The sequence below is a fragment of the Proteus sp. G2675 genome (genome assembly GCF_963886535.1).
GTDB classification, from domain to species: domain Bacteria; phylum Pseudomonadota; class Gammaproteobacteria; order Enterobacterales; family Enterobacteriaceae; genus Proteus; species Proteus mirabilis.
In genome coordinates, this window is record NZ_CAWPCB010000035.1 from 63958 (window position 1) to 89405 (window position 25448).

Annotated in this window: 22 protein-coding genes and 1 pseudogene; 9 read left to right on the forward strand and 14 right to left on the reverse strand. The window is 39.7% G+C overall.

The window, feature by feature from the left end; genetic code table 11:
- Window positions 1-82: 82 nt before the first annotated feature.
- On the reverse strand, window positions 83-3973 hold the full coding sequence (purL, locus tag AACQ49_RS09390) for a phosphoribosylformylglycinamidine synthase (protein ID WP_161779017.1): 3891 nt from the start codon (window positions 3971-3973) through the stop codon (window positions 83-85).
- A 264-nt stretch (window positions 3974-4237) separates the two neighbouring features.
- Here purL and mltF point away from each other — a divergent pair, with 264 nt between their 5' ends.
- The 6 genes and pseudogenes from mltF to AACQ49_RS09420 all read left to right on the forward strand — a co-directional run bounded on the left by mltF (window position 4238) and on the right by AACQ49_RS09420 (window position 12194).
- Window positions 4238-5707: a membrane-bound lytic murein transglycosylase MltF gene (mltF, locus tag AACQ49_RS09395; protein ID WP_161779018.1), complete on the forward strand. Its 1470-nt coding sequence runs from the start codon at window positions 4238-4240 to the stop codon at window positions 5705-5707.
- 832 nt (window positions 5708-6539) lie between these two features.
- Window positions 6540-7094 (forward strand): fimbrial protein, encoded by a 555-nt coding sequence (locus AACQ49_RS09400; RefSeq protein ID WP_004248449.1) that lies wholly within the window; start codon window positions 6540-6542, stop codon window positions 7092-7094.
- 174 nt (window positions 7095-7268) lie between these two features.
- A pseudogene (locus tag AACQ49_RS09405) lies at window positions 7269-9750 on the forward strand (fimbria/pilus outer membrane usher protein).
- A gap of 31 nt (window positions 9751-9781) precedes the next feature.
- Complete coding sequence (locus AACQ49_RS09410; RefSeq protein WP_004243877.1) at window positions 9782-10546, forward strand: fimbrial biogenesis chaperone; 765 nt, start codon at window positions 9782-9784, stop codon at window positions 10544-10546.
- A gap of 26 nt (window positions 10547-10572) precedes the next feature.
- The gene (locus tag AACQ49_RS09415) at window positions 10573-11646 is read left to right on the forward strand and encodes a fimbrial protein (protein ID WP_004248451.1); all 1074 of its coding nucleotides are present in this window, start codon (window positions 10573-10575) and stop codon (window positions 11644-11646) included.
- The gene (locus tag AACQ49_RS09420; protein WP_004243880.1) at window positions 11646-12194 is read left to right on the forward strand and encodes a fimbrial protein; all 549 of its coding nucleotides are present in this window, start codon (window positions 11646-11648) and stop codon (window positions 12192-12194) included. Before AACQ49_RS09415 ends, AACQ49_RS09420 begins: the two co-directional genes overlap by 1 nt.
- Before the next feature lie 19 nt (window positions 12195-12213).
- Here the strand turns inward: AACQ49_RS09420 and tadA are convergent, their stop codons facing one another.
- Window positions 12214-12744, reverse strand: a complete 531-nt coding sequence (gene tadA / locus AACQ49_RS09425) for a tRNA adenosine(34) deaminase TadA (protein WP_161735627.1) — start codon at window positions 12742-12744, stop codon at window positions 12214-12216.
- A gap of 550 nt (window positions 12745-13294) precedes the next feature.
- Between tadA and AACQ49_RS09430 the strand changes: the two genes are divergently transcribed.
- The 3 genes from AACQ49_RS09430 to AACQ49_RS09440 are packed head-to-tail and all read left to right on the forward strand — an operon-like array spanning window position 13295 to window position 14622.
- Window positions 13295-13540 carry a DinI-like family protein gene (locus AACQ49_RS09430; protein WP_109828975.1) on the forward strand — a complete coding sequence of 82 codons (246 nt, stop codon included), beginning with the start codon at window positions 13295-13297 and terminating at the stop codon, window positions 13538-13540.
- A gap of 24 nt (window positions 13541-13564) precedes the next feature.
- Window positions 13565-13813, forward strand: coding sequence for a hypothetical protein (locus AACQ49_RS09435; RefSeq protein ID WP_161745433.1), 249 nt, complete (start codon window positions 13565-13567; stop codon window positions 13811-13813).
- 23 nt (window positions 13814-13836) lie between these two features.
- Window positions 13837-14622 (forward strand): glycosyltransferase family 32 protein, encoded by a 786-nt coding sequence (locus AACQ49_RS09440; RefSeq protein ID WP_237612814.1) that lies wholly within the window; start codon window positions 13837-13839, stop codon window positions 14620-14622.
- Window positions 14623-14679: 57 nt separating this feature from the next.
- Here the strand turns inward: AACQ49_RS09440 and AACQ49_RS09445 are convergent, their stop codons facing one another.
- The 12 genes from AACQ49_RS09445 to AACQ49_RS09500 all read right to left on the reverse strand — a co-directional run bounded on the left by AACQ49_RS09445 (window position 14680) and on the right by AACQ49_RS09500 (window position 25441).
- A complete protein-coding gene (locus tag AACQ49_RS09445; protein WP_230506998.1) occupies window positions 14680-16056 on the reverse strand; it encodes a hypothetical protein in 1377 nt (458 codons plus the stop codon).
- Window positions 16057-16061: 5 nt separating this feature from the next.
- Window positions 16062-16718, reverse strand: a complete 657-nt coding sequence (locus AACQ49_RS09450; RefSeq protein WP_049213669.1) for a DUF2612 domain-containing protein — start codon at window positions 16716-16718, stop codon at window positions 16062-16064.
- Window positions 16715-17902 (reverse strand): baseplate J/gp47 family protein, encoded by a 1188-nt coding sequence (locus tag AACQ49_RS09455; protein ID WP_004250602.1) that lies wholly within the window; start codon window positions 17900-17902, stop codon window positions 16715-16717. Before AACQ49_RS09455 ends, AACQ49_RS09450 begins: the two co-directional genes overlap by 4 nt.
- Window positions 17895-18239 carry a hypothetical protein gene (locus AACQ49_RS09460; RefSeq protein ID WP_004250600.1) on the reverse strand — a complete coding sequence of 115 codons (345 nt, stop codon included), beginning with the start codon at window positions 18237-18239 and terminating at the stop codon, window positions 17895-17897. Before AACQ49_RS09460 ends, AACQ49_RS09455 begins: the two co-directional genes overlap by 8 nt.
- A complete protein-coding gene (locus AACQ49_RS09465; protein ID WP_036895343.1) occupies window positions 18236-18928 on the reverse strand; it encodes a Gp138 family membrane-puncturing spike protein in 693 nt (230 codons plus the stop codon). The genes AACQ49_RS09460 and AACQ49_RS09465 overlap by 4 nt, the downstream gene beginning before the upstream one ends.
- 2 nt (window positions 18929-18930) lie before the next feature.
- Window positions 18931-19746 (reverse strand): baseplate hub protein, encoded by an 816-nt coding sequence (locus AACQ49_RS09470; protein ID WP_161745683.1) that lies wholly within the window; start codon window positions 19744-19746, stop codon window positions 18931-18933.
- Window positions 19712-20029 (reverse strand): phage baseplate plug family protein, encoded by a 318-nt coding sequence (locus tag AACQ49_RS09475; protein ID WP_049197348.1) that lies wholly within the window; start codon window positions 20027-20029, stop codon window positions 19712-19714. The genes AACQ49_RS09470 and AACQ49_RS09475 overlap by 35 nt, the downstream gene beginning before the upstream one ends.
- Window positions 20029-20556, reverse strand: a complete 528-nt coding sequence (locus tag AACQ49_RS09480) for a phage baseplate protein (RefSeq protein WP_049197373.1) — start codon at window positions 20554-20556, stop codon at window positions 20029-20031. The genes AACQ49_RS09475 and AACQ49_RS09480 overlap by 1 nt, the downstream gene beginning before the upstream one ends.
- A gap of 1 nt (window position 20557) precedes the next feature.
- Complete coding sequence (locus AACQ49_RS09485; protein WP_161745685.1) at window positions 20558-22909, reverse strand: hypothetical protein; 2352 nt, start codon at window positions 22907-22909, stop codon at window positions 20558-20560.
- 83 nt (window positions 22910-22992) lie between these two features.
- A complete protein-coding gene (locus AACQ49_RS09490; protein ID WP_004250588.1) occupies window positions 22993-23451 on the reverse strand; it encodes a hypothetical protein in 459 nt (152 codons plus the stop codon).
- A gap of 39 nt (window positions 23452-23490) precedes the next feature.
- Entirely contained in the window at window positions 23491-23943 is a 453-nt protein-coding gene (locus tag AACQ49_RS09495) for a phage tail fiber protein (protein ID WP_161745687.1), read from the reverse strand.
- Window positions 23944-23953: 10 nt separating this feature from the next.
- A complete protein-coding gene (locus AACQ49_RS09500) occupies window positions 23954-25441 on the reverse strand; it encodes a DUF3383 domain-containing protein (RefSeq protein WP_161779019.1) in 1488 nt (495 codons plus the stop codon).
- Window positions 25442-25448 lie beyond the last annotated feature (7 nt).

Below are 25448 nucleotides of genomic sequence, written 5' to 3' on the forward strand. Positions count from 1 at the left end.
TTTTCCTTTTATATCAACAAAATAAAGCCCCTCTAACTTGAGGGGCTTTGGGTTATAACACTGACTCTTTTTTATTACATCATTAGTCAAATTGCTTTCTGGCATTACGGAATAAGCGCATCCAAGGGCTATCTTCTCCCCAATTTTCTGGATGCCAAGAATGGCTCACTGTTCTAAAAACGCGCTCAGGGTGAGGCATCATGATTGTTGAGCGGCCATCTGTTGTGGTAACAGCGGTGATCCCTTTTACTGATCCATTAGGGTTTAATGGGTATTGCTCTGTTGGTTGACCATAGTGATCAACAAAACGCAATCCTACTAAATTTTGTGCTTCTAACTGCGCTAATTGTGCAGCGTCACGAAATTCAGCAAAACCTTCACCATGGGATACCGCAATTGGCATCTGTGAACCCGCCATACCTTGTAATAATAGCGACGGGCTATCAGTTACTTTTACTAAGCTAAAGCGGGCTTCAAAACGCTCTGAGCGATTGCGTACAAAGCGCGGCCATAAATCTGCCCCCGGAATAAGCTCGGCCAACGTTGACATCATTTGGCAACCATTACAAACCCCAAGTGATAACGTATCTTGACGTGCAAAGAATTGGGCAAACTCATCACGTAAACGATGATTAAATAAAATAGATTTAGCCCATCCCTCACCCGCACCGAGTACATCACCATAAGAGAAACCACCACAAGCAACCAATACATCAAAATCACTTAATGAGCGTTGTGCCGTATGTAAATCGCTCATATGAACATCAATAGCATCAAATCCAGCGCGATCAAAAGCTGCTGCCATTTCCACATGAGAGTTAACACCTTGCTCTCTTAATACCGCAATACGAGGACGACTGCCTGTAGCAATATAAGGCGCCGCAATATCCTCTGCGGGATCAAAGGTTAAGTGAACATTTAATCCCGGATCGTGACTATCTTGTTTGGCACGATGTTCTTCATCTGCACATTCAGGATTATCACGTAAACGTTGCATTTGCCATGTCGTTTCAGCCCACCAGACACGTAATGTACTACGTTTTTCGTGGTAAACTTCCGTTTCACGGCTTTGAATAATAATGTCATCACTTGGTGTTGCTTGCCCTAAGTAATGTAAACAATCCGCTAAACCATGTTCAGTAAACAGTGTTTCAACGCTTTCTTGATGCTCCCCTTTAATTTGGAACACCGCACCTAGCTCTTCATTAAATAGACCGGCTAAAATATCTTCGTCATAAGCACTGATATCAACATTAAGGCCACAATGTCCCGCAAACGCCATTTCGGCCAAAGTCACAAATAAGCCACCATCAGAGCGGTCATGATAAGCCAGTAATTTACCGTCGCTCACCAATTGTTGAATGACATTAAAAAACTGTTTTAACTGCTCTACATCACGTAAATCAGCCGCTTTTTGTCCTAGCTGACGATAAACCTGAGCTAATGCTGTTGCCCCTAATGCATTATGACCATTACCTAAATCGATTAGATATAAACGGTTTCCTTCTTGGGTAGAAAGCTCAGGGGTGACAGTTTTACGTACATCTTCAACACGGGAAAATGCGGTGATAACTAAAGAGAGAGGGGAAATAACTTCTTTCGTTTTTCCTTGTTCATCTTGCCAACGCGTTTTCATGGACATTGAGTCCTTACCCACCGGAATAGTAATACCTAATTGTGGGCATAGCTCTTCACCAATGGCTTTTACTGCATCATATAATCCCGCATCTTCACCAGGGTGACCCGCCGCAGCCATCCAGTTTGCGGAAAGTTTTATACGATTAAGTGACTGTACATCGCAACCCGCCATATTGGTTAAGGCTTCACCTACCGCCATTCGCGCTGATGCGGCAAAATCTAATAGTGCAATAGGGGCTCTTTCCCCTATTGACATCGCCTCACCGTAATAACTATCTAATGTGGCCGTTGTTACCGCACAGTTAGCCACCGGAATTTGCCAAGGTCCAACCATTTGGTCACGCGCAACCATTCCCGTAACACTACGATCACCAATAGTAATTAAGAACGTCTTCTCAGCAACGGCGGGTAAATGAAGTACGCGATAAACCGCTTCTTTTAAATCGATATCTTTACGATCGAGATATTCACCTGCTGTTTGATGTGATGTGACATCACGCAACATTTTCGGCGCTTTACCTAACAAGATATCTAAAGGCATATCTATTGGTTTATTATCAAAGTGTGTATCATTTAACACTAATTCACGCTCTTGTGTTGCCTCGCCAATGACCGCATAAGGGGCTCTTTCTCGTTGGCATAGCGCATCAAATAGTGGCATTTTTTCTGGGGATACAGCTAATACATAACGCTCTTGCGACTCATTACACCAGATCTCTAGAGGACTCATACCCGGTTCATCATTTAAAACGTTACGTAACTCAAAATGACCTCCACGCCCGCCATCATTGACAAGCTCAGGCATGGCATTAGAAAGCCCCCCCGCTCCGACATCATGAATAAATAAAATCGGGTTATCATCACCTAATTGCCAACAGCGATCGATAACCTCTTGGCAACGACGCTCCATTTCTGGGTTATCTCGTTGCACAGAGGCAAAATCTAAATCAGCATCTGACTGGCCGGAAGTCATAGAAGAAGCCGCACCACCTCCTAGGCCGATATTCATCGATGGACCACCAAGTACAATTAACTTAGCCCCCACGGAGATCTCACCTTTTTGCACGTGATCTTCGCGAATATTACCAATACCACCAGCCAACATAATAGGTTTATGGTAGCCTCGAATTTCAACACCATTATGACTATTAACCTGCTCTTCATAGGTTCTGAAATAACCTAATAAGGCGGGGCGACCAAATTCATTATTAAATGCGGCTCCACCTAAAGGGCCTTCTGTCATAATGTCCAGTGCACTGACAATACGTTCTGGTCTGCCAAAATCTTCTTCCCAAGGTTGTTCAAACCCCGGAATACGTAAGTTAGAAACGGAAAAACCGACTAAACCCGCTTTAGGTTTTGCCCCACGGCCTGTCGCCCCTTCATCACGAATTTCGCCGCCAGAGCCAGTTGCTGCACCAGGCCACGGGGAAATTGCCGTTGGGTGATTGTGCGTTTCCACTTTCATTAAGATATGGACAGGCTCTTGATGATAACGGTAATGCCCTTTTTCCGTATCGGGATAAAAACGCCCAGCAACGGAGCCTTCCATTACTGCGGCATTATCTTTATAAGCCGACAAGACATAATCAGGAGTTTGCTCAAAAGTATTTTTAATCATTTTAAATAATGATTTGTCTTGCGCTTTACCGTCGATTATCCAATCTGCATTAAAAATTTTATGACGGCAATGCTCTGAGTTTGCTTGAGCGAACATATAAAGTTCTACATCAGTTGGATTACGTTGCAAACGTTTAAAAGCATCTACTAGATAATCAACTTCATCATCAGCTAGCGCTAACCCCATTTCAATATTGGCAGCAACTAGCGCATCTTTACCGTGAGCAAGAACATCAATTGTTTTTAATGGGGTGGGTGTCTGTTCAGCAAATAGCGCATTAACTTGTTGATAATCGGTAAAAATTGTTTCCATCATACGATCATAAATAAAACCGTATAACAACTGCCACTGTGCTTCGGCCATCGTATCGCTATCTATATAATAAGCAATACCACGTTCAATTCTAACCACTTGTGCTAAACCACAATTATGGGCAATATCTGTCGCTTTAGTCGACCATGGCGAAATGGTTCCCGGTCGTGGTACAACAATACGCATCTCTCCAACAAGCTCATGCTCTGTTAATGAAGGGCCATAGTGCAGTAACTTGCTTAATTTAGCTTGTTCATCTTCAGATAGCTGTCCATCCACTTTTACAAAATGGATAAACTCCGCATAAATACCACGGACAGGAAGTTGGTTTTCCTGACATAAAGTTAATAGTTTATTAATACGAAAAGCGGATAAAGCGGGGGAGCCACGCAGGATTTCCATAATATTGAGTTCTCTCTTTTAGCAGCTAGCCTGATCAATCATTCAGGGGAAACGCGCCTAGTATAATAGAATAACTGCTCAGACGAAACCGTTTGCGTGAACAAAATAACAGCATTTAACTTAGCGTGTTTTCATCATTAATTGGTGTAATCAAGTTGCGTCTTAGCAAAATGTTGAGCAAAATGGTCGATTACTGGAAATTTATCCATGTTTAAATGACTACTTTACACACAATAAAAAACAACGTTAACGAGAACCAACCTATTGAACAATATAAGGATTAACTATTTCGTTATCGTTATCATAGCGCTATTTTCAGCCGCGATTATTGCACTGAATATTACTTGGCCTGACAGGCAAAAAGCGCAGATAAATAAGATTTTATCTCGTGGTGAGCTTAGAGTGAGTACTATCCCTTCACCACTGATAACGATAAATGATAAAAAGGACCCCGTAGGTTTCGATTATGAATTAGTGAAACGCTTTGCTGATTATCTTGGCGTGAAACTTGTCGTTAATATGCGGACGAATATCAACCAACTCTTTGATGATCTGGAGAATAATAAAGCAGACTTTATTGCCGCTGGATTAATTTATAATAAAGAAAGGCTAGATACGACACGAAGTGGGCCAGCCTATTTCTCAGTTTCTCAACAACTGATCTATCGTAAAGGCACATTGAGGCCTCGTCGTTTTGATGAGCTTAATGGGCGCCTTGTCGTCGCAGCCGGTTCAGCTCATGCCAGCTTATTAAAAACATTAAAAGAAATGCAATATCCTGAACTCGAATGGGAAGAGTCAGAAACTAAAACGACTTCACAGCTACTTGAAGAGTTATCTGAAGGTAAAATAACTTATGTACTGGCCGATTCAATCAGTGTCGCGGTACAACAACGCATTCACCCTAATGTTGCTGTCGCTTTTGAGGTGACGGAAAGTCGTCCATTAACGTGGTATTTACCAAATCAAGATGATAATAGTCTGTATGCAGCCATGTTGGATTACTTCAATCAACTTTCCCAAGACGATGTGCTCGCAAGACTAGAAGAGAAGTATTTTGGTCATGTTGGTTCATTTGACTACGTTGATACACTCTCTTTTATTACCGCCATTGACTCAATATTACCTAATTATCAACCTCTGTTTGAAAAATATGCCGAGACTTTTGATTGGCGTTTATTAGCAGCAATGGCTTGGCAAGAATCACATTGGGATCCCCATGCCACGTCACCGACAGGTGTAAGAGGCTTAATGATGCTAACACGTCCAACTGCATCAAGTATGGGTATAACAGATAGGTTAGATCCCGAAGAAAGTATCAAAGGAGGTGCACAATATTTAAAACATCTTCTTTCTCGCCTACCAGATACTATCCCTGATGATGAAAAAATCTGGTTTGCACTTGCCGCTTATAACATGGGATATGGTCATATGTTAGATGCAAGAAAGCTAACCGAACAGCAAGGCGCCAATCCTAATAGCTGGTTAGATGTAAAAGCGCGGTTACCTTTGCTCAGCCAAAAGAAATACTATTTAGATCTTCCCTATGGTTATGCGAGAGGACATGAAGCTTATCGTTATGTTGAAAATATTCGTCGCTATCAACTCAGTTTAGAGGGATACCTACAAGCAAAAGAGAGTAAAAATAAGATCCTATCGAAAGACGAAAAAGACGATTCAGCCAATACTGCTTTATTACCGCCTCGCTCCGTAGGAACCCCCTCTTCATCTTAGTTGTCAATTATATAGCCTCTTTTTAGGGGCTTACTACCCTCGTTTTTTATTCATCTAACCACAATTTTAGCAGCATAATCCTCTCTATACCGTGCCATAACTTGGTATCCTCCCCCTCTTGAAGGACGGGTTTTACTGCGAACTTGATAAAAAATGTTACTATTTTAATACTTTTTTTATTAAAAATAGTTAAATTACTCATGTTAAAAAAAATAACAAATTAATCTAAAACCACTCACAGAATGAGTAATTTGACTTAAAAACAACCAATAAGGCTATTTTTAGTACATTGGAATAGGTTATATATAAGAAAATATTAATATAAATACTTAATCATTATCTCACTATTTACTATTCATTTTGTTATTAATTTCTTACAAAAATCTTATTTATCTATGAAAATTAACTTTATAGTTACAAATAAAGCTTATAAATAACTGAAAAATATACTTTATTATATTTTATTATTAGTTTTATTAATTTTTTTAAAGTTATGTTAATAACAGCATAGTTTATAACGTTAATATAATGTTAATCATCATATCTATTAAATTTCTCTGCCATATAAACTTTTTTACCCGTATTAGGAGTAATAAAGAGAATATTTCTATATAAAAAACTATTAAAAAGGAATTTATAGATTAAAATATGAAAATTGCACAAACTAACAAAATCTTATATCACTGATAGTATTTTTACTGATATCATATAAACCAGTCATTATCCGACTTGATGAAAAATGTAATGTACATCAATTTTTACATTTGGACATCAATACTATTTTTATTTTTAGTCAATAATAATACGTACTACCTTCAAGGGATCATCTATAATGAAACTGAGTAAAATTGCTTTGGCTGCGGCTTTAGTATTTGGTATTAATTCTGTTGCTACAGCTGAAAATGAAACGCCTGCACCAAAAGTAAGTTCAACTAAAGGCGAAATTCAATTAAAAGGTGAAATTGTTAATTCAGCATGTGGATTAGCAGCATCTTCAAGCCCTGTAATTGTTGATTTCAGTGAAATTCCAACTTCTGCATTAGCAAATCAGCAAAAAGCAGGAAATATCAAAAAAGATATTGAATTACAAGACTGTGATACAACTGTAGCGAAAACTGCCACAGTTAGCTATACACCAAGTGTTGTTAACGCTGTAAATAAAGATTTAGCCTCTTTTGTTTCTGGTAACGCATCTGGCGCAGGTATTGGCTTAATGGATGCGGGTAGTAAAGCAGTTAAATGGAATACTGCAACTACACCAGTACAATTAATTAACGGTGTATCTAAAATCCCATTCGTTGCTTATGTTCAAGCTGAATCAGCTGACGCTAAAGTAACGCCAGGTGAATTCCAAGCCGTTATCAACTTCCAAGTTGATTATCAGTAATCATATTGATTTAAATATCTAAATTAATAAATAAGTAATTACTGCGAAAACGCAGAGGATTTCCTCTGCGTTAAATTCAATAAAACACTTCAATTTAATAAAAATGAAAAGTAATTAAATAAATATTTATTATTTAATTACTTTTTATTTAATATAATAATTAGGCGTTTATTCATGTTAATTCCTTATTCACCCCACACAATATGGAAGACCATTTGTGCGACTTTGCTATTAAGCTTGGCGTTTTTCTCACAAGCAGAGCAGGACGATTCTGTGGAATTTAACATTCATATGCTAGACGCGGAAGATCGCGATAATGTCGACCTTTCACGTTTTTCTACCTCAAATTATATCATTCCGGGTATGTACTATTTAGATATTCGTCTAAATGGTCGCGACTTTCCTCGCCAAAATATTAATTATATTGAAGTAGCAGATAATCATTCCGTAGCTTGTATCGACCCTACTCTTTTAAAAAAGTTAACAATCAACCAAGAAAACCAAAAATATATCAAACAAATATCACCAGATTGTTTTGATATTAGCCAATTACCCGGTATCTCGATTAAAAATGATGGTGGTGTACTTGATATCACGTTACCGCGCTCATTAATGAAATATGAAGAATCTGATTGGACTCCTCCGGAGCTTTGGGATAGCGGAGTCTCTGGGCTTATTTTTGATTATACATTAACAGGAACGTCAACTCGCCCTAATAAAGGCAATAATAACAATACGTTAACTGGTTATGGTCAAGCGGGATTAAACTTGGGTGAATGGCGTTTAAGAGCTGAATATCAAGGCAATTATTCTTCTGAATATTCATCTAACAATCGTTTTGATTGGAACCAAATTTATGCCTATAAGCCATTACCAGATCTCGCCGCCAAACTAACGGTTGGGGAAACTTATTTAAACTCTCAAATTTTTGATAGTTTCCGTTTTACAGGAGCCAATTTACAAAGCGATGAGAGAATGTTACCCCCTTCTCTCCAAGGCTATGCACCTGAAATTCATGGCATCGCCAATACCAATGCAAAAGTGACGGTAACCCAAAATGGACGTTTAATTTATGAGACAACCGTACCTGCTGGCCCTTTCGTGATTAACCATCTACAAAATACCGTACAGGGTCAACTCGATGTTAGAGTTGAAGAGCAAAATGGTAAGATTAACGAATTTCAAGTGCAAACCGCTAATTTGCCTTATATGACTCGCCCAGGATCTGTGCGTTTTAATACCTCACTGGGACAGTCATCCGTGAACAACCATAAAATGCAAGGCCCTCTTTTCTATCAAGGGGATTTTTCATGGGGGATGAATAATACATGGTCTCTCTATGGTGGTGCTTTACTTACCGCTAAAGATTATAACGCATGGTCTTTAGGTATCGGCCATGATATGGGGCGTTTTGGTACCCTTTCTGGTGATATTACACAGTCTTATAGCAAAACCTATGATAATGAAAAAATCAATGGGATGTCTTTTAAACTAAACTATGCAAAAACTTTTGATGAGTACCACAGTACCATTACTTTTGCAGGTTATCGTTTCTCAGAAAAAACATTTCGCTCTTTTTCTCAGTATATTGATGAGCGTTATAACGGCATCAATAATAATGGCTATGAAAAAGAAATGTACACCATTACCGGTAATAAAACTTTTTGGGCAGATGATGCAGAGAAATCGACCACCCTCTATCTCTCTTATCGCCACCAAAATTATTGGGATAAAAATACTCAAGAGCAGTATGGTGTCACAGTAAGTCGCAATTTTTCCATTATGGGGATTGAGCAAATCAATACCAACTTGTCAGCATTTCGTACCCAATATAAAGGGAATACTGACGATACGCTCTCTTTTAATATTTCACTACCATTAGGAAGTGGTCGCAATATTGGTTATAACTTGCAAGATAATAATGGCAAAGTGACACAAATGGCCTCTTATGCTGATAATCGCGATTATAATAATTTATGGCGCATAAGAGCAGGCTTAAGTTCAGATAAGAAAGCCAATACCGATGGTTATTATCAACATCCAGTATGCAGAAATCAATGCCAATGCAAGCTATCAACAAGATAATTACTTAGCCGTGGGCGCAACGATAAAAGGCGGTTTTACTGCTACTCGTTATGGCGCTGCATTACACAGTAGCAGTATGACCTCTAGCACCTCAAGAATAATGGTGGATACTGATGGTGTTGCAGGGGTGCCCTTTAATGGTCAAAGCACGACTACGAACCGCTTCGGCATTGGTGTACTAACCGACTTAACAAGTTATAACAATGTTGATGCACGTATTGACGTCGATAAGATGGATCAAGATATTGAAACACGTAAAGCCATTGCTTCAACAACCTTAACAGAAGGTGCCATTGGTTATTACCAATTTCCGGTTCGTCAAGGTGAACGCTTAATGGCTGTCTTACAGACAACTGATAATAAATACCCTCCTTTTGGTGCAGAAGTCACCAATCAAAAAGGGGAAAGTATTGGTATGGTGATGGAAGAAGGCCTTGTTTATATTGCGGGTGTTAACCTTAATGAATCATTAAATGTAATTTGGAACGGTAAAACACAATGTTCAATTACCATTCCCGCGGAAATAACAGATCCCTTAAAACATCAATCGCTCGTTTGTCAGGATCGTTAACAAATAAAATTAATAATGAGAGATAATTAACATGAACTCATTCAGCACACTAAAAACACTATTTTGTGGCTCTTTGCTGGCACTGAGTCTAGTGAATACAACACAAGCGGGTGTTTCACTGGATAGAACTCGTATTGTATTAACGGGTAATGAAAACTCAGCCAGTGTTAATTTAAAAAATACCAGCCCTGATATTCCTTTTTTAGCGCAATCTTGGGTTGAAAATGAAAATGGGCAGAAGATCTCTTCACCCTTAGTGGCACTTCCACCGTTACAACGCCTTGATGGTGCTCAAAAAGGCGTAGTTCGCATTACAAAAACAGCTGAAGTTGGGCTATTACCTCAAGATAGAGAATCACTGTTTTATTTAAATGTGCGTGAAATTCCACCCGCACCAAAACAAGCCAACGTATTACAGATGGCGATGCAGTCACGCATTAAATTATTCTATCGCCCTAGTGCCATAGTACCTGAAAAACCGGGAATGGTTTGGCAAGATCAACTGGTGTTTAAAAAACAAGGTAATAAATTTATTGTTAATAATCCAACCCCTTATTACATCACCATTATCTCACTTTCTAATAAATTAAATGGTGAGGATAGCGATAAATTAACCACCTTCCCCGGATTAATGGTTGCGCCAAAAGCTTCACTGGATATACCAGTAAAAACCAGTAACGTTAATCAGTTTTATATGATGTATGTAAATGATTACGGTGGACACCCAGAGCTCAAATTTGTATGTCAGCAAGATAGCTGCAAAGTAGCCCCTAAAGATCAACAACCTAAATATTAATGAACTCGGATGCCGGTAGGAATAAAATGATCCTCAATAAAAAAAACATTCATTCCAAATCAGTAATGCTATTTTGTGCCGGCATTGTTTCTTTAATGCCGTTGCACGCAATTGCTTATTTACAAGGTGAAGTGAGAACCAATGGTGGCCCTAATATTTTCTATGCAGTATTAGATCACACCACCTTTCCTAATAACAAAGCGGGAGAATTAGCAACAGTAAACTTTTCGTTGCCTGATCGCTATGATGGGACAGTATATTGTCCTAACTCACGTATCTATGATCGTGCATTAACCTATTTTAAAGCAACGACTGATTTACCCCCTGTTGGTAATAACTTTTATCAATTAAATGAGTATGTTGATATCAAAATTAATTTTGAAATTTGGGGGCCTAATCCTTTACCCACAGTGCCCTTTTCTGACATACCTAATAATAGAAATAACCAACAAGGTTGCAGAGTACCCTCTTCACCTAAACCGCATATTTCCTCAGGAAGTAGCGGTCAACTCACTTTCCGTTTAAGAAAACCCATTATTAATGGTGTCAGTCTTAATGGGCAATCTCTTGCACAAATGTATGCCATGGTAAGTCACAGCGGTGCGCCAAAAACCTATGGCTCAGAGCCCATTTCTAAATTAGTGATCACCTCGGGGATCATTACCACTAAAGATAAATGTATCTTTAATAATGGTTCACCAATTACCTTTGACTTTGGTAATGTGGGAAATACCTCTGATTATCTCAATGGGCAAAACTACAAAATTACTCGCAACATCCCCATCAAATGCGAAGGGGGAAGTTTTACCGATCCTAATAGCAGAATAATGTTTAAAGTTCAGACTGGTAGCTCAGGTATTGCGAGTTTTGATTCTAATTACCTTGGTACAACAGGCTCTGTAGATAGAAGTAACTTAGGTATCGTATTAAGAGATAAGTCAGGTACGATTATCCCACCTAACCAATATTTTTCAGTTGGCAAACTCAATAATTTCAACGGAAATTGGGAAGTAAGTGCAGCCCCCATCGCCAAAGCGGGCAGTAAAATTACTGAAGGTGAGTTTTCAGCTCATGCGACACTCATTGCGGAGTTTATGTAATGAAAAACAGCATAATAAAGTCAGCTATAACTTGCTTGTTATTGCTCTCTCCGAACACTTTTGCTGCCACTGATATTATTGGTGGAGAGATGGAATTTAAAGGTGTTGTTGTTGCACATGGCTGTACGATTGTTGCGGGAGATGAAAATAAAGTTATTGATTTCAAACAAATATCTGCAAAAGATCTCTATTCACTACAAAAAAGCAACCCCGTTGCTTTTAGTATCAGTTTAGAAAATTGTAGCCAAGATATTTATAAAAGTGTCACTATCACATTAGATGGTCAAGCGCATTCAACAATGCCCAATCATATAGCCGTTACTGGGAGTGGCTCAGAAGATCCGAAAAGTATTGGTATCGCTTTTACCGACAAGGCACATAATATTATTGAATTAAAAAAACCAAGTGCTCCTCAACAGCTTAATAATAAACGGGTACAATTTGATTTTATGGCCTATGTTGAAGCAACATCATCAGCTATTCAAAATCAAACGATACTCACAGGACCATTTCAAGCACAAGCAACCTATACACTCAATTACCAATAACAATTAAGCCAAATAGATGCTATTTGGCTTTCTCTTGTATGATTAAGCCTTGAGTAATTAAACGTTGCTGTTGTTTCAGTTGTTTTTTCTCTGCCCTTCTCATCTTAAAAAACTGGCTCAAGAGTTGTGCGCACTCCTCACCTAAAACACCCGATGTTATTTCAACTTTATGGTTCATTCCGGGATGTTGCAAAATATCAATAAATGAGCCTGCGGCACCTGTTTTTAGATCAGATGCACCATAGACCACTCTTTTTACACGGCTATGCACAATTGCTCCAGCGCACATAACGCAAGGCTCTAACGTGATATATAATGTGGCGTCAAGTAGGCGATAATTCTGTAGATGTTTCCCACCTTTACGCAATGCCATAATTTCCGCATGTGCAGTAGGATCATTATCAATAATGGAGTGATTCCAACCTTTAGCAATGATTTTATTATCAGCGACTAACACGGCTCCTACAGGAATTTCACCGAGTTGTTGTGCTTTATATGCCTGCTCAATCGCTTTATGCATCCAATAAATATCATCTTTAATTTTATTCACAAGAACATCTCTTCATTATTATACAGCGCGGTATTGTAGCCTGTTTTAGATTGATAACTAAAGATATTAGCGTGTGAAATGTTGTAAAAGATATTCCCCTCTGCAACATCAATATATTTAGAATCTTTCACGTATATGATAATCTCACACTCTTTTGTATATAATTGTGTATTTATTTTGTGTGGCAGTGCTCTATTATTTGTAGTAACACTGTCAATTTGCAGTAAAAATACAACCAATAAACTAAAAGTAACATATAAGTGCAAGATATAAGTTACTGTAATTTAATAATTTATATATTAAGTGACTGATATGGCTTTACTAATTACGAAGAAATGCATCAACTGCGATATGTGTATCAATCATATTAAATGCATTGTAAATCAATAAATTAATATCTTGTGTTGCGATTTGCTTTTCTGTTGTTTTTACGTGTAACACAAAAATCCCCCTTCCAGTAACACAAAAATTTTCCATCTGTGCTTGATAAAAAATCATTTTACTGGTTATATATACAGTAAAGGTAAACAGCACACATGGAGATTACATTATGCCTCGTATTGAAATTCTCTTTGATAAAGAATCTAGCAACAAACCCTCTGAAAAAGTACGCGATGCCCTTCGTGAGAGAATCATTCAAAAAGTCGGAAACAAATACGGGTTTTTAAACGTCAGAGTGGCCTTAAGTTCATCAACATCACTAATAGTAAGCGGTACCAAAAATGATGATGATGCTAAAGAAATAAACCAAATCATTGAAGAAATTTGGCTCGATGATTCATGGGTTCCTGCATAAAAACACAGTTAAATAGGTGATACCATGATTAATCTTGAAATCAATAATGCGGAATATATTGCTCAGTTAGAAGAAGCTCGTTTATCTGCAGATAACCCTCGTGGCTATCTGTTTATGGACATTATCTTTTCTGATCCAAGGTTTGATAAGAATACGTTTGAAATGAAGAATGTTCGTAGGGAACCGATGAGGACGTATATGACGGAAGCTGTGGCAAGGGATTTGTTTGAGAAGTTGGAAAAGTATTTTTATGATAATATGATTACAAATTAATTTTATATATCGAAAATAAAAAAATGATACCTAAAAAAATACACTATGTTTGGATTGGTGATAAGCCTAAACCTAAATTTGTTCTAGAGTGCATTGATACTTGGAAGAAATATCTTCCTGACTATCAGCTCATAGAATGGAATAACGAAAGTATAAAAAAGATTAAAAACAATTATATGGAAGAAGCGATAAAAAATAAAAAATGGGCTTTTGCTTCTGATTACATAAGACTTTATGCGCTTTATCATGAAGGTGGGTTATACTTGGATACAGATGTTGAGGTTACCCAAAATTTAGATCAATTCTTAGTTTTAGACTTTTTTAGCTGTTATGAAAAAGGAGATAGCTTTTATCCTATAACATCAGCCGTTATGGGCTCCATACAACAATCTGCTTTAATTAAGGAATTACTAGATAAATATAATATTCACTTCGAAACTGCAGAAGGTTTAAACCTAGAAACCAATATAATCAAGATAACAAATTATTTCCAAGAAAAATTCGATTTAAATCCACCTTATGATGGTTCCCAAAAGACAACATTAATGGAAAATGTTGTAATCTTTCCATCCAATTATTTTTGTACTCCTGAGTTAGGAGCTGAAAATTTTGCAATACACCACTTTAATGGTTCTTGGTTACCGTCTTACTCAAGAAAAGATAAAATAAATATTTTAAATAAATTTATTTTTTCAAGATTCATTAAAGTAAGAGACGATGAGGATTTACCAATAGCCAAGAATGAAAAAATACTATTATCAATACCACTATCAAACAATAAAAAATATTTATTAATCTTAAAAAAATAAAAATCTGGCGTGATTAGAATTTATTTGAAATAAACATCACGCCAATAATATTACTAATTAATCTAATAGCATAATTTTATATAACCCACAATCCATGGATGTTACTGTGATTCGCTTACCTCCATTAGTGATTTTTAATCGACAAAAAGCCGTAGAACCACGATGGACTTCAACCTCTACATTATCCATAGTGGGGAAATACGTTAATGCATAAATTTCAACATTAATATTTGTTGCAATAAGCGCAAACTTTCCACGAATATTTTCAGGTAAGTCAATAACGCCTCCACTGCCAACAAATTTACTCCATATTAATCGTAACTTAGAATTACTACCTTTAGCTTGATAGCGTCCGTCACTTTCTGCTTTTGTATAGCTACTTCCAGCTGTTGCATAATTTCCCTTAGGCTGATATTTACCATCTGACTCTGATTTTGAATAACTGTAACCAGAAGCTTGATAACTGCCTTTGGGTTGGTATTTACCGTCAGACTCTGCCTTAGTATACGATGCGCCTACTAGCGCATAATTGCCAGCTGGTTGGTAATTTCCCTTACCTTGATAACGTCCGTCACTTTCCGCTTTTGTGTAGCTACTTCCAGCTGTTGCATAACTTCCTTTAGCTTGATATCGGCCATCCGACTCAGTCTTCGTATATGAAGCACCCACTAACGCATAATTACCTTTAGGCTGATAATTTCCCTTAGGTTGAAAAGCATCTGTAGAAGCTTTCTGGCTCATCACATGAACCGTTGACGTTCCCGTACTTTGAGTTACATTACCTTTATCAAATTTATTATTCAGTCCACTATTGAGCGCTGAGTTAGTCGCATAATCACCTGATGGCTGGTAACTCCCTTTCGCTTGATAACGTCCGTCACTTTCCGTTTTAGTGTAACTATCCCCTTTATTGGCATAGTTCCCTGCTGGCGCATAATTACCCTTTGGCTGATATTTGGTGTCGGTTTCTGCCTTTGAGTAACTATAACCAGATGGTGTGTAATTACCTAATGGTTGAAAACGTTTATCAGCCTCGGCTTTGTTATAAGCACCCACTTCATTCGCGGTGATATCAGCTTTTAACTCTGCCCAAGCATTACCGGCAACCGGCTCAATATTGTTATTCTCAACTTTAGACTGCCAGACTTTATTTTTATGATACACAATAGTGCGTATCGCATACGGCTTACCGGCTTCATCCCATTTTGGAAAACCAAATCGCTGAATTTCGCCAATCGCTTCCGTGATATCGTGAAATATCCCGTTCATTTTTTCACGTTCAATATCTTTCGCAGCAGGATCTGTGACTTGGTCACGCTCATAGTCGTAACCATAACCTTGTGTATAAGACACTGAGCCGTCTGGTTGGATTTCTACGGGTATAGAAGCCTTATCCCCTTGTGTTGCAAAGGGGGTTTTAAAAATAGTTGTCATAGGAATTATGCTCCGAAGTTACTGCCTAAGAAGTTTTTACGATGTTGACCAACACCAAAGGCTTTTTTGGTCACAATGCGATATTTGACGCCAACACCCGAAGGGCGTGGCATTAAGTCAAAGTTTTCGAGAAGAACCCGTAGACGTTCGTCAGGGTTAAAGTTAAAGACGTAATACATATAAGTCATATCTAGCGGATCAAGGACAAAAACTTTGCTGTCATCACGCCAAAAGAAACGTTTTAAAAATTCATTAATATTGGTGACCGTAGGACTTTGTGTCAGATTAAAATAGCGCATTCGTACTAACATGCGTTTTTGATCAACAGTCAGTGACAAGGTGTAATCCGCATTACGTCGGAAGTTAGATTTAAAATTGGCTTTCTTTTTGCCAAAACCAAACCCAACTTTATTTTTATCGCTCGGTGGAATATCAATACCTAAGGGTACATCCAGAATGCGTGACCAAATCGACAACCCAAAGTCATTCGCCGTATCGATATTAAACACATCTCGGTACCAGTTTTGCCAAAATGACACCATCGATTTTTCAAAATGAGAGGCTTTAAAACTGGCTAATTTCTTTAAATTCTCTGCATCTTCATACTGCCAGAGGATCGCTTTTAATAGGTCTGAATGAAACTCAAATTGTTGAACGTTCATACAATCACCACTTGCACAGCACCCCGTTGCAAGCGTGCGATTTGATTAATGGCAATCGGAATTAATGCAACATTCCACACTTTCCCATCCAGTGACAATTCAACTTTAGTCACGAACAGACGAGGCTCAACAGTATTCACTGCAGAGGCTATCTCAAAAGGTGATACTTCACGCCCAACAATCAAACCGTTATCGCCATCCAACTCTCCGCGCGTCCATTGTTCTATGGCACTGGGGATAATAGTTTGCGCATCAACGGCTGATTTTTTAACTGTCACTCGACAAAAAACGGTGATCTCTTTAGGGCGTGAAAATTTCACTTTATATTCTTGTCCACTCACTGGCTCTACAACACCGATTTCAATCTCGCCATTAAACGCCGAACCAATGGTTTTGGTTCTCAGCAATGATTTAGCAATTTCGTTACTATCGCCCCCTTCAACACAAACGTAAATGCTGTGAGGCAATAGAGAAATTCCATCAATAGTGAGCACCGCATCGGTGTAGTTCTCTCGAAAAGACAGTGAATTAACGCCCTCTAATTCATACAGTGAAGAGGTGATCGCTTCCGCGACACTGACGGTATTTTTAGCCAAAGTTTGTTTACGTCGTCGCCTTGCTTTGATATCAGATTCAGCATAACGGCCAACAACCGCATGAGTGGGATTATTGACTTTCTCCCAACCTAATACTGAGCTAGCCACAGAATTAAGTTGGCCGGCCCCGCATTCAACAGGACCATATTCAACCGCCCTCATATCCCCTGTTGCTTTGCCGGTATTATCAATAATCAAGGGTGAAACTGTTTCGAACATGGCACCGGCAACACTAGACGCTAATGAGCCTTTAGGAATAATGGTGCCAGGTACGCCACTAAATTCAACGCTGGAAAGATAAGAGTGAGTGGCATTAATGCGTTGGCCACCCATTAGCGCCCATATTGCATCAAGAAAAACACCACCCGCAATATCGGGATTGATTTGATTTGCTAACTCGGCATTGTTTCTCACCATTGCATCACGGTTTTCAACTTCCATCGTCGCTAATGCCCCTTGCGGTGTTTCAGGGGCAAGGTTAATCGATTGACCAAACACCGCACGAAACTCGCTTTCGACTTCATCACGTATTGTGGCCGTGTCGGGAAGAATAACGCCTTTATTATTGATATAACGATAATCAGCCATTCAGTGTAAACCCTCCGTATATCGTGCGAATTGTTGCTTGATACTTCAATTCACCGTTTTCCACTGTGGCGCTAAAATGCGTCACTTCAACCACCTCTTCAATTTCGCTCATACGTTGTCTAAATGCTGTTTCAAACATCGGGATATCAGCTTGGCGACCAAAGGTTGTTGGCCAGAACGGAATACCTTTATCTTTTTTATGTAACATTTCACCACGCACAGCCTTGGCAAAATGCTGACAAAGGTTTTTAACCGCATCGTCTTTTTCGCTGAATTGGAGGTTTCCATCAGGGCCGATAAAGAGATCATTATTTTTATCGATTGAAAATGTTCTCATAGAGGCGCTCCTGTATTTCCATGACCGGTTTCAACACCACTGTGTTGATGCGTAGAACCGATATCTTTTCCATTGTGTTTCATCGTGCCACCGTTAGAGTCACTATTACCATTTACAGCGTAATTACCATTTACCGTGACATTGCCAGTAAATATGGTTTCAGGGGCGTTGATTTCATACTTAGGGGTTTCTAGCACCACTTTATCGCTATGTAGCGAGAAACAGACTGAGCCATCCATTGATTGGATCACCAAAGCATCAATGTTTTTTCCATCAATGACCCAACCTTTGATGGTGTCAGGAAAAAACATCGCATCACTGAATGAATGGAGGCGTGCGGTATTAGGTTGATCCTCCAATCCTCCACGCTGGAATATCAGGCTAATGTCTCTGTCATTGGCTTTTATCCAACCGAAATCACCCGGTTTAATCGGTGCGCGAATAAAGAAACCGCCTCCCCCAAATCTAAAAACGGGAATATTGGCCAACGGTGCTCTCCCGACAGTTCCCCCTTCCGTTGTTACCATCATCACCAGTGGTTTGATAACAGCGCGATTGGTTTTATCGTCATAACTCACCACTGTTGCTGGGAGCATGTCCTCTGTATTCATCATCAAGTTACGAAATGCAGACGATAGCGCACCTGCCAGCGAACCATCACTGGCAATATCTGTATTGGGTTTATTCATGATTATGCTCGTTTACAGGTAGCCTGATAAAAGAAAGGATCATCATGTGAAGCAACATCGAATTTCAGTTGTTCAATGATGTAGTCACCATTAAGTGCGGAATTAAATTTACTCTCGAGTCGTAGCATCCCACCTAGTTCTGAGGCACCATTAATTAAGTAGGTGACAGATAATCCTTTTTCGGTGGCTTTAGGTATGCCCACCATGCCTGATTTCATGCTAAGAATACGCAAGCGCCCTTTTAAGGCTTGGTTATCATCTTTTACAAACAACGTATCGTCATCAATAAAGGCTTTGACGTTTCCCGCTTCCTGCAGTCGTTGTACTTGCTGTAACGCTGAACCGCAAAAATACCAATTGGCAATATTTTTATCGGTGGCTTGAAAGTCCAATCTAACCTTGCAATCCTTCGCCACCGATGATGCGATCTCGCTCATTTTCTGCATGGCACCACCACTGGAAGAAACAATATCACCTGAACTGGCATTATTAGTTTTGGCTTTAATGGTTAACGTAACATCAGGAGGCGAGGCAATTTCTGCACTGACAATATCACCGGTAAAGATACGAAATAATCCGGTATTGACGCGTCCTACTTCAAGGTAAAGACGGCGAGTTTGTTTGCTTTTATGATAAGGGCTAGTTTCAGTGAGAAGATAATCTCGAGTGTGGGCGTTCAATCCATCAATGCTAACTGTGCATTCATTTTGTAAAGGGTTTGCGTACTTGGTGCCGTTAGCTTTAATCCGCAATCCTTCATACCACTGCAGTCGTCCTGCAACTTCAATCCCCACCCGTATTCGTCGTAAGTCCATCATCACTCCAAATAATTAATGATTGGGTTCTATCAAATGATTCATACCAGGGCAGATCATCATTTTCTGTTATAAACGCTAAATTTGTACCATCAGTCAGGTAGCGATAAGGAATAATAGGGCCGTTTGCCACCGCACGCATGCCTACGGCGATAACCTCACTTTCTCGTTCAATATCGAGATACATCGCATGGCGACCGGCTTTTATTGTCAACGTCCAATTAACACCTTCCAAATTGACGGATAAGCGTTGGTTTGGAATAGCTTTTAAGGGTATGACTTTCATTAGAAGCTCCAATCCCCATCTGCGATACGTGTTGCGACCGAACCTTTTTTCTTAGTCTCAGTATCCGCGTCTTTTGTTTGCACATTTCCCCGATTTACCGTTGATGACTGCGTTGGCTTTTGAGTGGCTCGAGGCGGTAGTTCTCCGTATTCAGGCTCAACAGTGCGCCACTCAACAAACCGTAGCGACAGTTTTATCGCATCTATCATGTCGGGTATTTCATCATGATTAAAACCCGTTAATAACATCGGTTGATAGGTTTTTACTCGGGTTTGAATACCCACCAGTTTATGCTCGTCAAAAGCTTGTTGCATCGATGAGAAGATGTTTTTCATCTCCCCTGTTAATAGCAAATCTATACCAATTTCAACGGGGTTAATAATCACATGGTCACTGCGAGTTTCACCGCTTTCAACTTGAAATTGAGTGGCCTTATGCTCATCTCTAATATTGACTTGAATAGGACTCACACTATCAAATAGTGTAGAAAACGATTCTAAATCAAAGATTTTGACTTCTGTAAGCAATTTAACCTCCCAATCCACTAGAATGTTGTTGATTGACATTAGCTATTTCATCTTGTAGCGCATTGCTAAGTCCACTTGCGACACCTTGTGCATCGGTTGCTTGAGTTTCAACCTTAATTTCTCCAATACTTACGTTACTTTCATTCTTCACATTGGATTGATTGCTAATAGCTTGGCTGGTAATAGGATTCATTGCATCATGGCTTGCCATCATTAAACGTTTATTCGCCTCCTCAACATCCGCTATAATTTTTGATGCGTCTAGTCCATTGTCTAATTGCTTCTTGAGTTCAATAATTTCCTTATCAATTTCTGATGTATCTATTCCTGCACTTGCTACCTGATTACGTTTTGCCGATAAGGCGCTTAAATAATTACTCGCATCATCAGAGGTAATTTTAATTTCAGCTTCATCACCTCCAAAACCAAAAAACTCTTTGGCAGATTTCCAACCATTTTTAACCGCATTAAGTCCTGTATTTACCCAACCAATAATTTTTTCGACTTGCTCCCACATCCATTCAAACGCGCTCACAACGGCATCACTGACTGTATTAAATACACCTGCAAAGGATTTACCCCAACCTGCAATGACTGAAATACAACTCAGCAAATACTTAACATAAGCTTTTAAGCCTGATGCCATTAGATCCCAACCGGCAACAACAATATCTGCCACAACACCAACGATAGCTTTTAGATATTCAAAGAGCTTTTTGAATGTTTCCCACAATGCAAGAATAACGACTTTTAATCGCGGGTATTTTTCAAGAATACGACCTATCATTGAATCGTTGCCGTCGATAAAGTTCATGATATCGTCATAAACAATTGCAAAAGCTGCCGCTAATAGGGCAATAACAGCGATAATGGCAATAATAGGAAAAAGCGTAGTCCATGTGCTAATACTGGCCAACTTCATAGCATAGATATATTTCCCCAGCAAAATAGTTGCAACAGCAGTAAAGAAACCGACTACAAGGTGCTTGTTTTCCTTACAAAAAGTGACTAATTTTGTTAACCACTCTAATCCTTTAGATAAAGCGGGGATCACCATTTCTAAAAAACTATTCTTCAACAACCCTGATGATTGTTGAAATTTTGCCATAGCACTATTAAATTTAATTGAGCTTTCAATACTCTCCTTGCTAATGCCTGAATACTCTTTTTGAATACCCATTGTGCGCTCTAATTCTTTGCGCCCTTTCATCATTAATTCAATGGTTTTTTCGTCCGATACCCCCATGCCTTCCAGTGTTTTCTTTGCTTTATCAAAGCTCATGCCTTGAACTTTATCCGCGGTTTGAAGTACCTTTTCCATTGAGTCTTTCGTATTACCGAACGATTTCGCCATTGCGGATAAATCGGCTTGTGCAGACTCTCTAGAACCACCTAACTCAGCGATCGCACCAGAAAACGCATCAACGTCTGCAGTCGCAACGCCGATTTGTTTACCCAGCTTGTCCAGCGTTTCAATTTCTTGAGAACGAGAAACAGATTCAGCAAAAATAGTGCCAATACTCATCACAATACCGACAGCGCCAAGTGCTTTTTTCGCAAATCCTGCAACAGAACTTCCGGCCTCTTGATATTTAGAGCCGGTTTCTGAAAGTTCTTTTTGTAGATGCTCTTGGGCCTTAGCTTCGTCAATCGCTGTCTTTATACCTTTTGTCCGCATCGTTTCAATAAATTGCGTATAATCGGCATTTAATGCGGTAACAATGGCATCAATGACCTCTTTACCTTCACGGTTCTTTTTCTCTGCATCAGTGAGCGACACCAATTCATTATTGAGAAGGGATAACTCATCTTGCATCTGTTGATATTGGGCATTGAGCGTTTCAGATGAAACACGGCTTTCATTTACGCCTTGTGACAGTTCATCACGTTGGATATCAAGCAAGTTTATTGATGACTTTAGTTCATCAATTTTAGCGGTGACTGAGGCTATTTTTTCTTGTGTATCACCTGCCTCAACCTCGATATTTATCGCCTTCCCTGCTGATAACTGTTCAATACTGGCAATCACACTTTGAATAAAGTCATTCACCGATTGCGAATTGTCCGTCGCACTTTCTTTAATGCGATCTATCTCCGCAATCAGGTTATCGGCAACTCCGGATGTGTCACTATTAACATGAATATCGACTGAGTTTGATGATAACTCTGTCAATTGTGCGGATAGATTTTGAATAAATTGCGTAAACCCATCAGCTCCCATCGTTGCCGATTGTTGCGCCTTTTTCATCTCAGCGATAATGTCATCGGTCGATTTACTCACCCGATTAAACGCATCATCGGCTTGGCGGGTATCAAATTCGAATACTTGAACAAAGGTATCTAGCAAAGCCATAAGCTATCCTTTCGATGAAGCCAGCGCTTCGTTATAACGATTGGTAATGGCGATTTCCCATAAATCAAACGCCTCTTCTAAATCTATTGACGTTTTGAGTTCGGTGAGCGTGGCGAAACCGGCTGAGATGATGACGGCAAAGAAGCCATCAGCGTTTTTATAATCGACGGGAGTGAACCGGTGATTTTGTTGAGCAGGAATTGGAGGAAACCTTGGCTCCCGTCTTTGCCGAAAAAACTGGTGTTATACTTCAACATTTCCAGTTCTAGACGAATAAGGGCTTCACCATCGGGCACATGGTTATCAATTAATGTGCTGGTCTTCAGATAAATCTCTTGCCCCTCTTTTTCGACAGCAACATACGCCATCATCTTTAACATAGCTTCTTTGCTGACTTCATAGTCGCCAATTTTAGGCGCATTCGATAAAGGGTATTTTGCCAGAATTTCACGCCCAATCGTTGCCGGTAATCGGCTAATAATAAAAGTGTGCTCTTCACGATCAGCATCGGTGATCGTGATTTCTTTCGGTTTAATTAACATGATTAATATCCATAAAAAAGGCGGAATAACCGCCTAGAATTAACGTGCGCGAGTGCGATCGAAGTCTTGAAATACGAAGGTATACGCTTTGGATTTGTGTCGCCCTGCACTGGCAACAGAGCTACCACGACTACCATTGGTAATTTTCCCGTTACGTGCCGTGGTTGTTGAACCATCACCATACGAAGCGACCATGGTGATAATATCCCCTGCATGCCGTTGTCCACGTCGTGCGGTGTTCGATTCCAGTAAGATAGCGAGGTTTTCATCTTCTTCACTACCGGCTAACACGTTAATGGTGACCGTTTGAGGTGTTGGCGTTGACCATGTCACCAAATTACCGTTGATATCCATTCCTGTTTGCGCAATGTCCACGGCAGGCAAATCTAACGGATCGGCATCATCTGCGAAGGAGGTAATTTGAATACCGGCGGGAAAGGTTTTATGAGCTTGAATAACAATACTCAAGCCGGTTGCTGATACATCATGCATATTGTGTTCCTTACACTAAGTTGTGAGAGCCTTCGACTTTACGAACCCAATCGCCCTTACCGTAAATCAATACATATTTCATCACGTACTCGGGTAAATCAGAGGGCCCTGTGTTTTCGACAATTTGAGCGTTGTACCAATAACCTTTGTTTTGTACATCGTGCCACGCTAAATCATCACCAGAAGCGTCAGTCACTGCGATTTTTTGCACATCGGTTAAGTTTTTTCCCGCTAGGATCGTGCCGTTATTAATCGCCTTGGTCACCGCCCCCGCAATCACCATCATCGCCCGTGCTTCACCGTCTTTATTGGCGGGTACTCCGCGTGTGGCCATAAGTAAACTAAACCACTGTTGCGCGATGTAGGCTTTTAACCATTGCTCATTAGCATGGACACTCATATCTAATGGGTTAGCAACCCCACCACATAAAAAGCCACGTTGATAAAAACTGATATGCGAACCCGATACCGCCGTTTCTCCGTAATAGTTCACCCGTAGTTTATCTAAGCGATCCGCATCGATATCGATCGTGATTTGCGATGGGAACGTGACACCAAATTGACGATACATATAGTTTGTTGTCGCATTGGTTCGGTCATAATCCGTGGCGGACATAATGGCCATAGGTAACGCTTGAACAAAGAAGTTATCTGCTGTTTTTAGGTTTAAGCCCGTTGAAGCCGTACCCACCAGCGCCCCGCTAAAATCTTCTGCATTTTGATTGGTCACAGACAAGTGCAATTGATACTTCACGTTTTCACCTGCCACGTACTGCGCCAACTCTACGGCATGCTCTAATGAGAGTTCCGTTAAAAACGTTGCGCTACCAAAAGAGTCAGAAACAGCCTCAGAAGCAATAAAGGCTTGTAACGGAGTTTGCGCTGGATTACCGGCTGATGATGTGCCGTGGCTAATATTCATTGCATCAGCAAGTACCGATTGACGCACACTAATATCTGCACGCTCTTGTACGCCACCGCTAATGACAAAGGCACTATCCAGTGAATTAAATGTGACATAAGCGCTAGCAAATTGAGGCTCGCTTTCTGCATTTAATTTCGCTTGCACAGCTGTTGCAACATCCGCGTATGACGTACTTTCAGAGAGATCAATTCCAGTGATTGTTTTGGTCACCTTGCCGATAGTGATATTGAGTTCACCCTCATTAATCAGTTTTAAATCAGCTAAATCGCCTGTCTTTTCGCCAAACAAGGTAGGCGCTCGACCAACAGGCTCATAAGAAGCAATTTGCAGTTCTTTCGGCTTACTTGCTGGTGCTGGACTGACATAGCTGAAATACTGACGCGCAAAATGTGCCTCGGGGGAGTCAGTACCCAATAAGTCATCCACTTGGCCATTGGCAAATTCAAGCACTTTACCTGCAGGGATTTTAGGGTTAGTTGAAAAAACACGAGCCGTGAGCTTACGCATCGGTACAGCAGACGCGCCAATCACCGCACTCGCGATATCAACATAGCGAGTTTGTTTGATAGACATAACGTTC

Coding starts and splice junctions, on each gene's coding strand:
- AACQ49_RS09495 (WP_161745687.1), bottom strand. CDS start 23,943: ATGCATGATGTATCAGCAACCGGCTTGAGTATTGTTATTCAAGCTCAT.
- AACQ49_RS09500 (WP_161779019.1), bottom strand. CDS start 25,441: ATGTCTATCAAACAAACTCGCTATGTTGATATCGCGAGTGCGGTGATT.
- AACQ49_RS09440 (WP_237612814.1), top strand. CDS start 13,837: ATGATACCTAAAAAAATACACTATGTTTGGATTGGTGATAAGCCTAAA.
- purL (WP_161779017.1), bottom strand. CDS start 3,973: ATGGAAATCCTGCGTGGCTCCCCCGCTTTATCCGCTTTTCGTATTAAT.
- AACQ49_RS09445 (WP_230506998.1), bottom strand. CDS start 16,056: ATGACAACTATTTTTAAAACCCCCTTTGCAACACAAGGGGATAAGGCT.
- AACQ49_RS09410 (WP_004243877.1), top strand. CDS start 9,782: ATGAACTCATTCAGCACACTAAAAACACTATTTTGTGGCTCTTTGCTG.
- AACQ49_RS09485 (WP_161745685.1), bottom strand. CDS start 22,909: ATGGCTTTGCTAGATACCTTTGTTCAAGTATTCGAATTTGATACCCGC.
- AACQ49_RS09430 (WP_109828975.1), top strand. CDS start 13,295: ATGCCTCGTATTGAAATTCTCTTTGATAAAGAATCTAGCAACAAACCC.
- AACQ49_RS09420 (WP_004243880.1), top strand. CDS start 11,646: ATGAAAAACAGCATAATAAAGTCAGCTATAACTTGCTTGTTATTGCTC.
- AACQ49_RS09455 (WP_004250602.1), bottom strand. CDS start 17,902: ATGGCTGATTATCGTTATATCAATAATAAAGGCGTTATTCTTCCCGAC.
- AACQ49_RS09400 (WP_004248449.1), top strand. CDS start 6,540: ATGAAACTGAGTAAAATTGCTTTGGCTGCGGCTTTAGTATTTGGTATT.
- AACQ49_RS09460 (WP_004250600.1), bottom strand. CDS start 18,239: ATGAGAACATTTTCAATCGATAAAAATAATGATCTCTTTATCGGCCCT.
- AACQ49_RS09435 (WP_161745433.1), top strand. CDS start 13,565: ATGATTAATCTTGAAATCAATAATGCGGAATATATTGCTCAGTTAGAA.
- AACQ49_RS09450 (WP_049213669.1), bottom strand. CDS start 16,718: ATGAACGTTCAACAATTTGAGTTTCATTCAGACCTATTAAAAGCGATC.
- AACQ49_RS09465 (WP_036895343.1), bottom strand. CDS start 18,928: ATGAATAAACCCAATACAGATATTGCCAGTGATGGTTCGCTGGCAGGT.
- AACQ49_RS09470 (WP_161745683.1), bottom strand. CDS start 19,746: ATGATGGACTTACGACGAATACGGGTGGGGATTGAAGTTGCAGGACGA.
- AACQ49_RS09415 (WP_004248451.1), top strand. CDS start 10,573: ATGATCCTCAATAAAAAAAACATTCATTCCAAATCAGTAATGCTATTT.
- AACQ49_RS09475 (WP_049197348.1), bottom strand. CDS start 20,029: ATGAAAGTCATACCCTTAAAAGCTATTCCAAACCAACGCTTATCCGTC.
- AACQ49_RS09490 (WP_004250588.1), bottom strand. CDS start 23,451: ATGTTAATTAAACCGAAAGAAATCACGATCACCGATGCTGATCGTGAA.